Source organism: Polaromonas sp. UC242_47, assembly GCF_044452385.1.
Lineage (GTDB): Bacteria > Pseudomonadota > Gammaproteobacteria > Burkholderiales > Burkholderiaceae_C > Polaromonas.
Genome location: NZ_JBIOAO010000001.1, coordinates 653,734 through 669,263 on the forward strand (window position 1 = coordinate 653,734; position 15,530 = coordinate 669,263).

Below are 15,530 nucleotides of genomic sequence, written 5' to 3' on the forward strand. Positions count from 1 at the left end.
TGAATCTCCAATCTTTGAAATTGGGAGTTCGGGAATGACTTCTTTAGATGCTGAGGCGATCAAACAGATGCCAGTGTGGGTGGGCGGTACTTTCCGCTGGGGACGTATTTGCCAGACGGGAAGTCTGCGTTCAGGGGCAACGGCAGCTGATGGGCGCAGCCCATGACCTGATCTTCTTGCGAAATCGGTCCAGACACAGAGGGATGTTTATGGACGGTCAGCGGCCGCAGCTACCCCAACCCGCCGTTTGCGCAGCAAAAGCCATTCACGGCATCGGTTGTCAACACGTTCCGTTCAAGTCGGCGAACTGAACCGGTGAATTCTGCCGAGCGCAGCGGGCAGCGGGCCAATTACCGCGACGGTCTGTGCGGCTCCATGCGATCTTGGGGAATTCGGTGCTGCTCAGGCGGGCGTGTAAGCCAGGCGCACGTAAATCGGCGCGTAGGCCTCGGCCTGGGTCACGTCGAGCAGGCCTTCCTTGGACAGCTCCAGCAGGGCGATGAAGGTGACCACCAGCACCGGCATGCCGCGGCCCGCATCGAACAGGTGTTCAAACTCGACAAACTTCTGGCCCTGCAGCTTGCGCAGCACAATGCTCATGTGTTCACGCACCGAAAGTTCTTCTCGGGAGATCACATGGTGCTGCACCAGCCGGGCGCGTTTGACGATGTCGGCCCAGGCTTCCTGCAGGTCCACCACGTGCACATCCGGGAAACGTGGCTGCAGCGACTGCTCCACATACACCTGGGCGCGTAAAAAGTCGCGGCCGAACTGCGGGATTTCGTTGAGCTTGTGGGCGGCCAGCTTGATCTGTTCGTATTCCAGCAGACGCCGCACCAGTTCGGCGCGCGGGTCTTCGGCTTCCTGGCCTTCCGCGGTTTTCTTGGGCGGCAGCAACATGCGCGACTTGATTTCGATCAGCATGGCGGCCATCAACAGGTATTCGGCGGCCAGTTCCAGGTTGGTGCTGCGGATCTCATCGACATAAACCAGGTACTGGCGCGTCACCGCAGCCATGGGGATGTCGAGGATGTTGAAGTTCTGTTTGCGGATCAGGTACAGCAGCAAGTCCAGCGGGCCCTCAAAGGCCTCAAGAAACACCTGCAGCGCGTCCGGCGGGATGTACAAATCCTGCGGCATCGCAAACAGCGGCTCGCCATACAGCCGGGCCAGCGCCACCTGGTCGATCACCCCCGGCATGCCGGGCAGGGCCAACACGTCGGCGGGCAGGCCCGGTTCGGACGGCGAAGGCGGTAATTCTGTGAGGATGGACATGGGGCTTGCAGTGGCCGGCGTGATCGCTATTAAAAGGGTAGCTGTCTGCACTTATCCAGCAAGGGCTGGAGGCCTTTTTTATGCCTGTTCTGGGCCTATTGGCTGTTCGGGTGGCCGCTGGTGCCGTAGACGTAGGGCTGCTGCTCCACGCGGGCGTCCAGGTAGTCGGCCTGCTCGGAGGCGTCCAGCTTTTTGTCCCACAGCAGGGCGCGCCCCTGGCGTTGTTCGGCTTCCAGCGTGGGTTTTTTCGCTTTGAGGTCGTTGATGAACTGGGTCACGTCTGAGGTGTAGTGCGGCCGGGCGAAAATGGACATGAGATTAAACTGCCTGAAACGTTGATTCGGCCGATTTTACCGGGGACCGCCATGCACCTGCCTTTTTTCGCTTTCCGGGGGCCGGCGGCACCGACCCGCTTGATGTTCAAGAAGTGGATGAGCTGTATGGGAATACTTTCGGTTTTGCTGGGTCTGGTGGCTTGCGACAACCAGCGCATCGCGGCGCTGGAAGAAGGGGTGGCCACCGAAGCCGATGTGCGCCAACGGTTCGGCGAGCCCGAAAAAATCTGGCAGGCGAGCGATCTGGCCGGCAACCCCTTTCCCGGCGCGGCCGCAGAGCCCGGCGCCCGCACCTTTGAATACAACCGCCAGCCCGAAGGCCAGGTCAACTACATGATCACCATAGGCGCGGACGGCAAGATGAGCGCGCTGCGCCAGGTCCTGACGCCGCAAAACTTTGCGCTGGTCCTGCCCGGCATGCCCATGGAGCAGGTGCGCAAGATGCTGGGCAAACCCATGAAAATCACGCCGCTGCCGCTCAAGCAGGAGACTGTTTACGAGTGGCGCTACAGCGACGGCCCGAACACGCCGCGGATTTTCCGGGTCGAGTTCGACAAAGACCTGAAGGTGGTGCGCACCGGCTCGGTGGTCGACGAGCGCGCACCTGGTGTCAACGGCAACGTCAGCTAAGTTTTATCGGTTCTGGCCTGCATTTTTAAGTAGAAAAGGCCTCTAGCCCATATGGGGCGGTCGCAATCAGCTCTTCTTTTGATAGTGACTCAGGACTCTTCGATTTTCGCCAGAAAACCCGAACGTTCCATCACGCGGCGCGGCTGGGCGTTCAGCCCGGAGATCACCAGCCGGCCACCGCGCAACACCACCGCCTTGTAGAGCTGGCCCAAGACGTCCAGCCCCGAGGCGTCCAGCGACTGCAGTGATTGGGCGTCGAGTCGCACCAACAGGCCGCGCGGCGCACTTTCGACCACCGACAAAATCGGGTCTATCTTGGCGACCGCGCCAAAAAACAGCGAGCCGTAGAGCTGGAAGTTGACGGATTCGTCACTGCGCGCCGTCTCCACCACCTGGAACAGCGAACTCATGCGCCGCACAAACAAGACGCAGGCCAGCAGCAGGCCGACCTGCAGCGCCACGGTCAGGTCAAACACCACCGTCAGGAAAAACGTGCCCAGCATCAGCAGCCGGTAGTGGCTGCTGTATTGGCGCAGATGCACAAACTCGCGCCACTCACCCATGTTCCAGGCCACATACAACAAAATGCCGGCCAGCACCGCCAGCGGCACGTGCACGGCCAGCGGCGCGGCGGCCAGCACAATCACGACCAGCATCAGTGCATGCACCAGGCCGGCCACCGGCGAGCTGGCGCCGGCGCGTACATTGGTCACGGTGCGGGCAATCGTGCCGGTAGCCGGCATGCCGCCGAAAAACGGCACGACAAAATTGGCCAGACCTTGCGCCATCAACTCCTGGTTGGGATCGTGTTTGGGCAGGCCAGAGAGCTGGTCGGCGACGCGTGCACACAGCAGCGACTCCACCGCGCCCAGCATGGCAATCGTCAAGGTGGGCGCAAACAGCAGGCGCACCGTGTCCCAGGAAAAATCCGGCAGAGCAAAAGGCGGCAGGCTGCGCGGAATGCCGCCAAAACGCGAACCTATGGTTTCCACCGGCAGACTCAGGAAGTAGGCAAAGGCCGTCAGCGAGATCAGCGCCACGATGGGCCCCGGCACGCGCGAGGCGACCCGGGTGGCGCGCAGCAACTGCAGCCCTTCCATGGCCTGGACCCGCTTGACCAGGCGTATGGCAAAACCCTCGCCAGCTGCGCTGCGCGACGCAAACAGCCGCGGCCAGATGATCAGGCCCAGGAAACACGCCAGGCCCAGGCCCAGCGCATGGACGTTGACGCTGTCCAGGTGGCTGTGGATGGCCTTGATCTGCGAGAAAAAATCGGCCGGCATCTTGGCGATCTGCAGGCCCAGCACATCCTTGAGCTGCGACAGTGCAATCAACACGGCGATGCCATTGGTAAAGCCCACCACGATGCTGACCGGCACATAACGCACCAGGGTGCCCAGCTTGAGCAGGCCCAGCAAAAACAGCAAGACGCCGGCGCAGGCGGTGGAAATCAGCAAATTCGGCAGGCCGTATTGTTCGACGATGCCGTAGACGATCACGATGAAGGCGCCCGCCGGTCCGCCGATTTGCACCGCCGAACCGCCCAGCAGGGCAATCAGCGCGCCGGCAATGATGGCGGTCCAGATGCCGGCCTGGGGCGTGAGACCCGACGCAATCGCAAACGCCATGGCCAGCGGCAAGGCCACAATGCCCACGGTCAGGCCGGCGCCCAGGTCCTTGGTGAAACGTTCGCGGGTGTAGCCCTTCAGGGCCGACAGCAGGCGGGGGCGAAAGGGGGCGAGGTAAGCAGGTAGGTTCATCGGAAAAAAACGGGGCGCCGCCTCCTTCAACTATGGGATGGTCAGACCGGGTGTCCCTTGTTAAAGTGCAGCCAGGCTGGAAAGAATACGTTTCCAATCACTCAACATCGGTCCCAGGCTATCTTAGCTGCCACCTTGCCCATGCCATTTGTTATCAGCCGCTGGACCTGTCTTCTTTCTTTTGTCCAAGCAATTTCCCGGCCATGGAGGCACTGGCGCAAGGCGATGGGTCTGGCCGTGCTGGTTTTGGCCGTGGGCCCGCTGGCGGCGGCTTCCAGCGACCCCTGGCTGGGTCAGCAGGGCGCGGCCCAGGTCCTGATCGACGCGTCGGGCGCGCAGACGCCTGATGAGGTACAGCTGCGTTTCGAGCGCGGTGACGGCCAGCCCGCACAGGTCGACCGCATCATGCCGACGGGTGGCGAGGTGGCGGTGTGGTACCAACTGGCCTTGCCGGCGGTGACGGTGCCAACCTTGCGGGTGCTGGCCGTGCCGCACCCCAGCATGAACCGGGTGGATTTTTACCGGCCGCTGGACAACGGTGATTGGCGCGTCGAACAATCGGGCGATGCTGTTCCGGTGGCGCAGTGGCCGCTGCGTTATTTGCACCCGGCGTTTGAGTTTGTGCAGCAGCCCCATGAGGCCGGGCCCAGCTACCTGCGGGTGCAACACAGCCACCCCATCAATGTACGCTGGACCGTGTGGGCCATGCGCGACTTCCAGGAGTCCAGCAAACGCTGGCACCTGCTGCTGGGTGTCTACATGGGGCTGGTGGCGCTGGTGATGGTCTTGTGCAGTGTGAATGCGTATGCATGGCGCGATCCCATCCATTTTTATTTTGCCGTTTATGTCGCGGTGGCCGCCCTGGTCCAGTTGTCCATGACCGGTCTGGCCGGCGAATATTTCTGGCCCGACAACGCTTGGTGGAACGACGCCGCGGTCAAGGTCTTGCCCATGGCCGGTGCGGCGCTGAGCCATCTTTTCCTGCGCGAGCTGGTGGTCGAACGTGGTGCGCGCTGGGTCACTCACCTGATGCTGGCCATGGCGGCGGTCGGCGGTGTGCTCGCTGCCTGTCTCCTGCTGCTGGGACGTGATCCGGCTTTTGTTCTCAGCGGACCGTATTACCTGGCGAGTTTGGGGATTTACCTGGGGGTGTCGCTCTGGTACGCCTGGCGCCTGCCGCGGGTCGGTGTCTGGATACTGGCCGGCATTGTGGCCTTGCTGGCCGGTTCGATTTATCCCGTCTTGCGCAACATGCAGCTGGTGCCGCTGTCCTTCATGACCCAGTACGGCACGCAGCTAGGCGCGGCCATCGAGATCCCGCTGCTGCTGATGGCCCTCTATTTACGCAACCGCGAACGACGTGACAACAAGGTCCGTGTCGGCGCCTTGTCCCGGGTGGACCCGCTGACCGGCACCGCCAACCACCGGGTGATGCTGGCGCGGCTGGAGCAGCTGTTGCGTCACCAGCAGCGCGACCCCGAGGCCGGCGTGGTGATCCGTGTGCGTATCGGCAATATCCAGGAGATTCGCGCCGATCACGGCCTGCAGGTGGCACAGATGGCGCTGGTGCACGCGGGCGCCTGCATCACCCATGTTGTGCGTGAGGGCGACACGGTGGCGCGCCACCGCGACGGCGATTTTGTTGTGATCCTGGAAGGCCGCGTGGCGCACGACCAGGTGGCCGAACTCGGCCAGCGGCTGATCGCCCGCGGGCTGGCCCCGAGTGAGCTGTTGCCGCCGGGAGCCGTGCTGCAACTCAAGGTCGCCGTGGCGGCCACCCCGTTCCGGGCCTCGGGGGTGGCGTTGTTGCTGCAGGCGCTGGACACCGCGGTCAGCGAACTGGCGGCCAAGCGGGGCAAGGCCTTGCGTTTTGTCGTCTGAGCGCCGTCTCAGGCGGCCAGCGCAACGCCGTTGCGCTCGCGCAGGTAGGCCGCGATGGCCTGCAACACTTCCGTCAGGTCTCGCTGAACCACGGGGAAGTTGGCATTCCGCTCGCGCGTGACCTCGTCCATGTAGACCGGGCGGCGGATTTCCACCTGCAGGCTGTGCTGGTTTTTCGCCGGCTGGCCGATTTTGGCGATCAGCTGCACCCCCTTGTAGGGGTGGTTGCGGGCCACGCTGTAACCCCGGGCGCGCAGCTGCTCCTCCACCAGCGCGACAAATTCCGGCTCGCAGGTGGTGCCGTCGCGGTCACCCAACACGAAGTCGGCGAGTGGGGCTGGGCTCTGGATCTGCAGGCGCTCGAAAGCGTTGTTGGGCATGGAGTGCAGGTTCAGGTGCCAGACGCCACCAAAGCGTTTCACGCTGCGTTCAATCGCTTCGGCCAGGGCCGCATGGTAGGGCTGGTAATAACGGGCTATGCGGTTTTGCACCTCGGCCACGCTCAGTTGGCGATCGTAAATCGGCAGGTCGGCGCTCATCTGGCGCCAGATCAGGCCGAAACCCAGGCGGCTTTTTTCGCTGGGCGCGACCGGCGTTGGCCAAGGCTCGGCCAGCAGCGCCGGGTCGATGTCGTCCAGCGTGCGGTTGGCGTCGATGTAGGTGCGCGGGAAATGCGCAGCCAGCAGGGTGGCGCCCACCGCCGGCGCGGCGTGCCACAGCGCCTCGACATGGGTGTCCTCGCCGCGCCGCAGCAAGGCGCGCGGCACGACATGGGCAAAGTCGTCGGGGTAGCTGGTGCCGCTGTGCGGCGAATCGCAGACCAGGGGCAGCGCCGGCGCCTCGGGCGCGGACAGGGTGAAGGCGTGGATAGGAACTGTCATGCTGTGATCAGTCGATCTGGATCTTGGCGACCTGGGCCACACGCTGGTAACGCTCCATCGCTTGCTGGATCTGTTTGCTGAACTCGGCGGGTGTGCCGGGAATCGGTGTGGCGCCCGATTCTTCGAGTTTTTTGAGGAACTCGGGCTGTTTCATGGCCTTGTGAATCGCCAGGTTGAGGCGGGTGATGACGGCGCTCGGGGTTCCGGCCGGGGCCACGATGCCAAACCAGCCGCCGCCGCCCATCTGGGGCAGGCCCAGCTCGCCATAGGTCGGCACGTCGGGCAGGGCCGGCGAGCGTGTTTCGGACAACACGGCCAGGGCGCGCAGGCGGCCGGCCTTGATGTGGGGCAGGGCCGAGGGCAGGTTGTCGGTGATGGCGTCCACCTGGCCGGCCAGGGCATCGTTCATGGCCAGGCCGCCACCTTTGTAGGGCACATGCAGCAGCTTGATTTTTGCCAGCGAGGCAAAGTGTTCGATGTTGGCATGGCCTAACGAGCCGGTGCCGGGGGTGGCAAAGCTGTATTTGCCGGGATTGGCCTGGGCCAGCGCGATAAATTGCCGCATGTCGTTGGCCGGGATTTTGGGATTGACGGCAAACACGCTGGGGGTGGTGGCCACATTGGTCACCGGCGCAAAATCTTTCACCGGGTCGTACTTGAGCTTGCCGGCATACACCGCCGGGTTGCTGCCGTGGGTGCTGACCGTGGCCATGCCCAGGGTGTAACCGTCGGCCTTGGCCTTGGCCACCATCTCCATGCCCAGGGAGCCGCCCGCGCCGGCGCGGTTTTCCACCACGATGGGCTGACCCAGCTCGCGGCCGGCAAATTCGGCGATCAAACGGGCGGCCAGGTCGGTCGAGCCACCCGGCGCAAAGGGCACGACCAGTTTCACGGGCCGGTCGGGGTAAGCGGTCTGGGCCTGGGCGGTGCCGGCCAGGGCGATTGTGGCGGCGCAGGCGTAGAGAAATTGACGGCGTGTATCCATGGGAATGTTTCCAGATGAGTTGGTGTCTATGAGCGCGAGCTTAGGGTCGGTGCGGGGTGTCCACAAGCAACATTTTGGTCGCAGGTGATGACATGATGTAATAGTCAGACCTTTTTTCTTGTTGACCGTGCGAGACCATCCCCATGCCTGTGCGCAGCCCGTCCCTGGTGGAGTTGAATGCCTTTCTGGCCGTGGCCCGTGCCGGCAGTTTCCGTCAGGCCGCACAAGAGCTGCATGTCACCCAGGCGGCCGTGAGCCGCGCTGTGTTGCGGCTGGAGCAGGAACTGGGGCAGGCTGTGCTGGCGCGCAGCGCTGGTGGTGTGAGCCTGACCCCGGCCGGTACCCAGTTGCGCCAGTTGGTGGAAAAACCCGTGGCCGCGTTGCAGGCGGCGGCCGTGCGCATGCGCAAAACTCCCGAGCGCCTGCGTTTGCGGCTCAGCGTCGTCACCAGCCTGGGCGCTTTGTGGCTGATGCCGCGGCTTGAAGCCTTTCATTTGTTGCATCCCGAGGTGGAAATCGAGTTCCGCCAGTACCACCACGACGAAGACTTCACACGGGATGACATCGACCTGTGGATTGCGATCAAACGCAGCGCGCCGCAGCGCTGGCCGCGCCACATCGCGGCGCAGTACCTGATAGGCCGCGAGGTGGTGGCGGTGTGCACCCACGAACGTGCGCGGACGGCGCAGACAGCGCCCTTGCTGCTGGCCCAGCCGCTGCTGTACCACTCCAACTTTCCCGATAACTGGGCTTTGTGGGCCCAGGCCCAGGGGGCGAAGCTGCCGCTGCAGCGCAAGGGTGCGGGTTTTGATCTGGTGATGAACCTGATTGAAGCCGCGCGTTCGGGCATGGGCGTGGCCATCGTGCAGCAATGCCTGGCCGAAGCCGATCTGGCTTCGGGCCGGCTGGTGATTCCGGTGCCCGGGTCGGCGTCGACCGGCCGTGGTTATTTCCTGTGCCGGCGGCGCGCCCAGGACGCACACCCGGCGGCCGAGCTGTTTGCGCAGTGGCTGATGCAACAGGCCGGCGCGCCACCAACTGTTTAACGCACGCGCATGCCGGGCTGGGCGCCCGCTGTGGGTTCCAGCACATAAATACCGGGCTGGGCTTTTTCGTCGCCATGGCTGGCGGCCAGCACCATGCCTTCGCTGATACCGAACTTCATCTTGCGCGGCGCCAGGTTGGCGACCAGCACCGTGTGTTTGCCGATCAGGTCTAGGGGTTTGTAAGCCGAGGCAATGCCGCTGAACACATTGCGCGTCTTGCCTTCACCGACGTCCAGCGTCAGGCGCAGCAGCTTGGTCGAACCTTCGACGGCTTCGCAGTTGGCGATGAGCGCAATGCGCAGGTCGATTTTGGCGAAGTCGTCAATGGTGATGGTCGGGGCGATGGCTTCACCGCCAGGCGCTATTATTTCAGTAGCTGCTTGCGCTGATGCAGGCTGGGCTGGCGCCTCAAACAATGCTTCAAGTTGCTTGGGGTCAACACGTTGCATCAGGTGTTTGTAGTCGCCGATCAGATGGCCCTGGCCCAGGCTGCCGCTGGCATCCGCAAACGTCAGCGGGTCGATGTTCAGGAAATCTTCCACCTGTGCGGCCAGCGCGGGCAAGACCGGTTTGAGGTAGAGCGACAGCAGGCGGAAGGCTTCGATACACACGGTGCACACGTCGTGCAGGCGCGCTTCCATGCCTTCTTTTTTGGCCAGCTCCCAGGGTTTGTTCTGGTCCACATAGGCGTTCACATGGTCGGCCAGCAGCATGACTTCGCGCTGGGCCTTGGCGTACTCGCGGGCCTCATACAAAGCCTGGAGGTTGTCCTTTTGCGCGCGCAGAACGCCCAGCAAGGCCGTGCCGTCCGCGGAGATCTCGCCCAGTTGGCCGGCAAAACGTTTGGCGATAAAACCCGCGGCGCGGCTGGCGATGTTGATGAATTTGCCGACCAGGTCGCTGTTGACACGGGCCATGAAGTCGTCGGCGTTGAAATCGATGTCTTCATTGCGCGCGTTGAGTTTGGCGGCCAGGTAATAACGCAGCCATTCCGGGTTCATGCCCAGGCTCAGGTATTTGAGCGGGTCCAGGCCGGTGCCGCGGCTTTTGCTCATCTTTTCGCCGTTGTTCACGGTGAGGAAGCCGTGCACGCAGATCTTGGTCGGCGTCTTGCGGCCGCTGAACTTGAGCATGGCGGGCCAGAACAGCGTGTGGAAGGTGATGATGTCCTTGCCGATGAAGTGGTACTGCTCCAGGCCGGGATCGGCCATGTAGGCGTCGTAGTCCTCGCCGCGGCGGGTCAGCAGTTCCTTGAGCGAAGCCAGGTAGCCCACGGGTGCATCCAGCCAGACATAGAAGTACTTGCCCGGTGCGTCGGGGATCTCGATGCCGAAGTAGGGCGCGTCGCGCGAGATGTCCCAGTCGCCCAGGCCTTCGCTGGTCGTGCCGTCGGGGTTGGTGCGCACGCCAAACCATTCCTTGATCTTGCTGGCCACTTCGGGCTGCACATGCACGCCGTCCTGGGTCCAGGTGGTCAGGAACTCCACGCAGCGCGGGTCCGACAGCTTGAAGAAGAAATGCTCGGAGCTTTTGAGCACGGGCTTGGCGCCCGACAGGGCCGAGAACGGGTTGATCAGGTCGGTGGGCGCGTAGACCGAGCTGCAGACTTCGCAGTTGTCGCCGTACTGGTCCTTGGCATGGCAGCGCGGGCATTCGCCCTTGATAAAACGGTCGGGCAGGAACATGTTCTTCTCGGGGTCGAAGAACTGCTCGATGGTGCGGGTCTCGATGAAACCCGCGGCCTTGAGGTCGCGGTAAATCTGGCGCGACAGCTCGTGGTTTTCAGGGCTGTCGGTGTTGCTCCAGTTGTCGAAGGCGATGTGGAAGCCGTCGAGGTACTGTTTGCGGCCGGCGGCGATGTCGGCGACGAATTGCTGCGGCGTCTTGCCGGCCTTTTCGGCGGCAATCATGATGGGCGCGCCATGGGCGTCGTCCGCGCCCACAAAGTTCACCTCATTGCCCTGCATGCGCTGAAAACGCACCCAGATGTCGGCCTGGATGTACTCCATGATGTGGCCAACGTGGAAATTGCCGTTGGCGTAGGGCAGGGCGGTGGTGACAAAAAGGCGGCGCTGGGACATAAGAGTGGCTTTGTGCTGGGTGGGGCTAAGCGGCGATTTTAAGGTGCCCGGGTTTTTGCCACCCGGGCATTCCCCCATGACCCCAGGGCCGGCCGCTGCGGCGTTAGACTTCATGGCAAGCTTATCGGCAGACGCGGCGCACCCAAAGCCCCCGGCCTGCCTTGTCAGATTCAAACGGAGATTTCCCAGATGGCCCTAGAACAGCAGACCTTGTTGACCGCCCTGCAAGCGGTGGTGGACCCCAACACGGGCAAGGACTTTGTCAGCAGCAAGGCACTGAAAAACCTGCAGATCAGCGGCGCTGACGTGTCTTTCGACGTGGAGCTGGGCTATCCGGCCAAAAGCCAGATCGCAGGCATCCGCAAGTCGCTGATTGCCGCCGCCAAGGGTGTGGCGGGTGTGAGCAATGTCTCGGTCAATGTCGGCTTCAAGATCGCCAGCCACAGCGTGCAGCGTGGTGTGCAACTGCTGCCCAACGTCAAGAACATCATTGCCGTGGCTTCGGGCAAGGGCGGCGTCGGCAAAAGTACGACGGCCGTCAATCTGGCCCTGGCCCTGGCGGCCGAGGGCGCCAGCGTCGGCCTGCTGGATGCCGACATCTACGGCCCCAGCCAGCCCATGATGATGGGCATCGAGGGCCGGCCGGAGAGTGTGGACGGCAAAAACATGGAGCCGATGGAGAACTACGGCATCCAGGTCATGTCCATCGGTTTCCTGGTGGCTCAGGACGAAGCCATGATCTGGCGCGGCCCCATGGCCACCCAGGCGCTGGAGCAACTGCTGCGCCAGACCAACTGGAAAGACCTGGACTACCTGATTGTCGACATGCCGCCCGGCACCGGCGACATCCAACTGACCCTGAGCCAGCGTGTGCCCATGACGGGCGCGATCATCGTCACCACGCCGCAGGACATCGCGCTGCTCGATGCCAAAAAAGGCATCAAGATGTTTGAAAAAGTCGGCGTGCCGATTCTGGGCATCGTCGAGAACATGGCGGTCCATGTCTGCTCCAACTGCGGCCACACCGAACACATCTTTGGCGAAGACGGCGGCAAGATGATGGCGGCCGACTACAAGATGGATTACTTGGGTGCGCTGCCGCTGGACATCAACATCCGTCTGCAGGCCGACAACGGCAGGCCGACGGTGGTGGCAGACCCGGATGGCGAGGTGGCAGCGATCTACAAGGCCGTGGCCCGCAAGATGGCGATCACGGTGGCGGCCAAGGCCAAGGACTTCTCGGCCAAATTCCCGACCATCACGATTTCGAAAAACACCTGAGGCCGGCAAAGAAACCGCATCGGCCGTGGGCATGAAGACCGCCGTACACTGCGGACATGTCTGAGTTCCTGCTGCAGTCCCCCGCGACGGATGAGACCGTTCGCCGTCCCTGTGTGATGGTCGCGGTGGTCATGCGCCGCGAGCGCATAGACAACCGCTGGCAGCCTTGGCGCTGGACCTTGGCCGACATCGTGCCGGACGAGCCGGGCTTCGGCGACCGGCCGCGCCTGCTGTTCAAGGAGGAACACGAGGAGCGCTGGTTACACCCGGGTTTCAAGGTAGAGCTGTTTACCGACGATGCCGAGGGGTATTACCTGAATGTCACCACCCAGCAACCCTGCTTCTGGGTGGTCTGGCGCATGGAAGAAGAAGCCGCGCTGGCCGACGAGCCGGTGGCCGTGCCGCAAGTGGTCACCCTGAGTTACCACGACGCCGGGCGCTGGCTGGATGCGCAGGAAACCGTTGAACAACTGCCGGTACCGCCTGCGGTGGCGTTGTGGTTGCAGGCTTTTGTGGATGCCCACTATGTGCTCGAAGCCAAACGCCGCCAGCGGCCCCAGAGTTTCAAGACCTTGCAGGACCGTTTTGGCAACCCGGCACGGGTGAGCACCGACAAGAGCTTTGGCGGGTCCGGCCATGGCTGAGGAAGCACGTGGTTTTTTAGGCCGCTGGTCGCGCCGCAAGACCGATGCCTTGCAGGGCAAACCGCTGGACCAGCCTGCCGTGCCTGCGCAGCCCGTCGCGGTGGCTGTTGCCCCGGTGACGCCGCCGTCAGCCCCGGTCGAATCCGCACCGCCCGAAAAAACGCTGTCGCTGGACGATGTGAGGCTGTTGACCAAGGACTCCGACTTCAAGCCTTTCATGGCCAGTGATGTCGGGCCCGAGGTGCGCAATGCGGCGATGAAAAAGCTGTTCGCCGACCCTCACTTCAACGTGATGGATGGTCTGGATACTTATATTGACGACTATTCCAAGCCCGACCCCCTGCCCGAATCCATGCTCAGGCAGATGGCCAGTGCGAAGTTTCTCAAGCTGTTTGACGACGAGGAAGACGCGGGCAAACAGGACGCCGAGGTGGCTTTACCGCGGGAAAATGCGAATGACCCCCCTGGCGAAATCGTGGCACAGTCTTATGAAAGTGCTGACATAGCGCCCCCGGGTGTTGTCAGCCCCGTCAATGCCAGCCAAGCCGAGCCCTCCCCGGGTTCCGGCGCCAGCCAAGAAGACCATGCCCACACTGATTTGCGACTGCAACCAGACCATGCCGCTCCAGCCCCAGAAGCTGGGCGCGGCACTCAATGAGCCACTGACGCTGCATTCGGCGCTGTGCCGGCGTGAAGCAGGCGCCTTCCAGAAGGCGGCGCAATCCGGCGATGACGTGGTGGTGGCCTGTACCCAGGAAAAACGCCTGTTTGCCGAGGTCGGGCAACAAACCGAAGGCGCCACCTCGGTCATCAAGTTCGTCAACATACGCGAGACCGGCGGCTGGAGCAAAGACGCCGCCAGTGCCATGCCGAAAATCGCGGCCCTGCTGGCGGCCGCGCATCTGCCGGATGCTGAACCCGTGGCAACCGTCACCTACAAAAGCACAGGCCGCCTGCTCATCGTGGGGGCGCTGGATCAGGCCGAACAAGTCGCGGCGCTGCTGGCCGACAGCCTGGACGTGACGATTTTTGCGCAGGGTGTCTCAAGCCCGGCGCAGCCCGGTTTTCCCGAGCAGGAGCGCCAGTACCCGGTGATCAGCGGTGGCGACTTGCGTCTTGGCGGCTGGCTGGGCGCTTTTGAAGCGAAGTGGATCAAAAACAATCCGATTGACCTCGACCTGTGCACCCGTTGCAACGCCTGTGTGGCGGTGTGTCCGGAGGGCGCGATAGATCTGAGCTACCAGGTGGACAGCCACAAGTGCAGCGCGCACCGGGACTGTGTGGCGGTCTGCAAGGTGGCCGGCGCGATTGATTTTGGCCGTGAAGCGCAGGCGCTCAGCGAAGTTTTTGACCTGGTGCTGGATCTGGGCGCCCGGCCCTTGATCGCGCTGCACGCGCCGCCGCAAGGTTATTTCGCCTTGAACCTGTCGGCAGGTCTGGCATCGCCCGGCTTGTTGCCTACCGTGGTCAAGCTGCGCGACATGGTGGGTGAGTTTGAAAAGCCGAAGTTTTTCGCCTACAAACAAAAGCTGTGTGCCCACAGCCGCAACGAAACCGTCGGTTGCCATGCCTGTGTCGATATCTGTTCGGCCCAGGCGATCAGCAGCCAGAAAGAACGCCAGCAGATTGTGGTGAATCCCAATCTGTGTATCGGTTGCGGTGCCTGCACCACGGTGTGTCCGACTGGCGCGCTGACTTATGCCTACCCACGTGCCAGCGAGCAGGGTGTGCGGCTCAAAACCATGTTGAGCACCTATAACAAGGCGGGTGGGCGCCAGGCGACACTGCTGTTCCACAGCCAGGGCAGCGGCCAGCAAGCCGTCGAGGCCCTGGGCCGCGCCGCGCAATTGGACAAGACGGTGCGCGGGGTGCCTGCGAATGTGATTCCGCAGCCGCTGTGGCACACCGCCAGCGTCGGGCTGGACCTGTGGCTGAGCGCGATTGCTTTTGGCGCCACCCAGGTGGCGGTGCTGGTCACCGACGAAGAAGCGCCGGCTTACCTGGCGGGTTTGTCCGAACAAATGGCCGTGGCGCAAGCGTTGCTGCATGGCATGGGGTACACCGGCCAACATTTCCACTTGCTATGTCTCGAAGGCGGACCGGGTGTCCAAGCCCTGGCGGCCCTGGACAGCAGTCTGCAAAAGCTGGCGCGCAACCCCACGCTTGTGCCAACAGTCGCGGCGCGTTTTGCCGTGGCCCAGGAAAAACGCAGCACCCTGGACATGGCGCTGGACCATTTGATGACGCAGGCACCCAAGTCTTTGCCGGAAACCATTGCATTGCCGGCTCAGGGTTCGCCTTTTGGCAGCCTGCTGGTCAACAAGGACAGCTGCACCTTGTGCCTGAGTTGTGTCAGCGCTTGCCCGTCCAGTGCGCTGCAGGACAACCCGGACAAGCCGCAGCTCAAGTTCATCGAGAAAAATTGCGTGCAATGCGGCCTGTGTGCCACGACTTGCCCGGAAGATGCGATCACCTTGCAGCCACGCCTGTTGCTCACGCCGCAGCGCAAGGAAGCGCGCGTGCTCAACGAGAGCCAGCCCTATCAGTGCATACGCTGCAGCAAACCTTTCGGCACCCTCAAGGCCATCGAGTCCATGCTGGGCAAGCTGGCTGGCCATGCCATGTTTCAGGGCGCGGCCGTCGAGCGCCTGAAGATGTGCAGCGACTGCCGTGTCATCGACATTTATTCGGCCGACAACGAAATCAAGATCACCGACATCCGCTAACACCC

Annotated in this window: 13 protein-coding genes; 7 read left to right on the forward strand and 6 right to left on the reverse strand. The window is 63.0% G+C overall.

All coding sequences use genetic code 11. The features are described from left to right. Positions 1-402: 402 nt before the first annotated feature. Complete coding sequence (locus ACHMXK_RS03240) at positions 403-1,200, reverse strand: segregation and condensation protein A (protein WP_397442429.1); 798 nt, start codon at positions 1,198-1,200, stop codon at positions 403-405. A 170-nt stretch (positions 1,201-1,370) separates the two neighbouring features. Further along, complete coding sequence (locus tag ACHMXK_RS03245) at positions 1,371-1,589, reverse strand: DUF3460 family protein (RefSeq protein ID WP_397437632.1); 219 nt, start codon at positions 1,587-1,589, stop codon at positions 1,371-1,373. A 126-nt stretch (positions 1,590-1,715) separates the two neighbouring features. On the opposite strand from ACHMXK_RS03245, the gene ACHMXK_RS03250 reads away from it, so the two are divergent. Then, on the forward strand, positions 1,716-2,240 hold the full coding sequence (locus ACHMXK_RS03250) for an outer membrane protein assembly factor BamE (RefSeq protein ID WP_397442430.1): 525 nt from the start codon (positions 1,716-1,718) through the stop codon (positions 2,238-2,240). Between the two features lie 89 nt (positions 2,241-2,329). Here the strand turns inward: ACHMXK_RS03250 and ACHMXK_RS03255 are convergent, their stop codons facing one another. Then, on the reverse strand, positions 2,330-4,000 hold the full coding sequence (locus tag ACHMXK_RS03255; RefSeq protein ID WP_397437634.1) for a SulP family inorganic anion transporter: 1,671 nt from the start codon (positions 3,998-4,000) through the stop codon (positions 2,330-2,332). Positions 4,001-4,141: 141 nt separating this feature from the next. Between ACHMXK_RS03255 and ACHMXK_RS03260 the strand changes: the two genes are divergently transcribed. Then, positions 4,142-5,881 (forward strand): 7TM diverse intracellular signaling domain-containing protein, encoded by a 1,740-nt coding sequence (locus ACHMXK_RS03260; RefSeq protein ID WP_397437636.1) that lies wholly within the window; start codon positions 4,142-4,144, stop codon positions 5,879-5,881. Between the two features lie 8 nt (positions 5,882-5,889). Here the strand turns inward: ACHMXK_RS03260 and ACHMXK_RS03265 are convergent, their stop codons facing one another. Continuing rightward, positions 5,890-6,762 (reverse strand): N-formylglutamate amidohydrolase, encoded by an 873-nt coding sequence (locus ACHMXK_RS03265; protein ID WP_397437638.1) that lies wholly within the window; start codon positions 6,760-6,762, stop codon positions 5,890-5,892. A gap of 7 nt (positions 6,763-6,769) precedes the next feature. Further along, on the reverse strand, positions 6,770-7,747 hold the full coding sequence (locus tag ACHMXK_RS03270) for a Bug family tripartite tricarboxylate transporter substrate binding protein (protein WP_397437640.1): 978 nt from the start codon (positions 7,745-7,747) through the stop codon (positions 6,770-6,772). A gap of 143 nt (positions 7,748-7,890) precedes the next feature. Between ACHMXK_RS03270 and ACHMXK_RS03275 the strand changes: the two genes are divergently transcribed. Beyond that, entirely contained in the window at positions 7,891-8,793 is a 903-nt protein-coding gene (locus ACHMXK_RS03275) for a LysR substrate-binding domain-containing protein (protein ID WP_397437641.1), read from the forward strand. On the opposite strand, the gene metG is transcribed toward ACHMXK_RS03275, so the two are convergent. Continuing rightward, on the reverse strand, positions 8,790-10,874 hold the full coding sequence (gene metG / locus ACHMXK_RS03280; protein WP_397437643.1) for a methionine--tRNA ligase: 2,085 nt from the start codon (positions 10,872-10,874) through the stop codon (positions 8,790-8,792). The genes ACHMXK_RS03275 and metG overlap by 4 nt on opposite strands. 189 nt (positions 10,875-11,063) lie before the next feature. Between metG and apbC the strand changes: the two genes are divergently transcribed. The 4 genes from apbC to ACHMXK_RS03300 all read left to right on the forward strand — a co-directional run bounded on the left by apbC (position 11,064) and on the right by ACHMXK_RS03300 (position 15,525). After that, positions 11,064-12,155: an iron-sulfur cluster carrier protein ApbC gene (gene apbC, locus ACHMXK_RS03285; protein WP_397437645.1), complete on the forward strand. Its 1,092-nt coding sequence runs from the start codon at positions 11,064-11,066 to the stop codon at positions 12,153-12,155. Positions 12,156-12,271: 116 nt separating this feature from the next. Then, positions 12,272-12,799, forward strand: coding sequence for a DUF3305 domain-containing protein (locus ACHMXK_RS03290; protein WP_397442431.1), 528 nt, complete (start codon positions 12,272-12,274; stop codon positions 12,797-12,799). Next, positions 12,792-13,457, forward strand: a complete 666-nt coding sequence (locus ACHMXK_RS03295; protein ID WP_397437647.1) for a DUF3306 domain-containing protein — start codon at positions 12,792-12,794, stop codon at positions 13,455-13,457. Before ACHMXK_RS03290 ends, ACHMXK_RS03295 begins: the two co-directional genes overlap by 8 nt. Next, positions 13,384-15,525, forward strand: a complete 2,142-nt coding sequence (locus tag ACHMXK_RS03300; protein WP_397437649.1) for a 4Fe-4S binding protein — start codon at positions 13,384-13,386, stop codon at positions 15,523-15,525. Before ACHMXK_RS03295 ends, ACHMXK_RS03300 begins: the two co-directional genes overlap by 74 nt. The last annotated feature ends 5 nt before the right edge of the window (positions 15,526-15,530 follow it).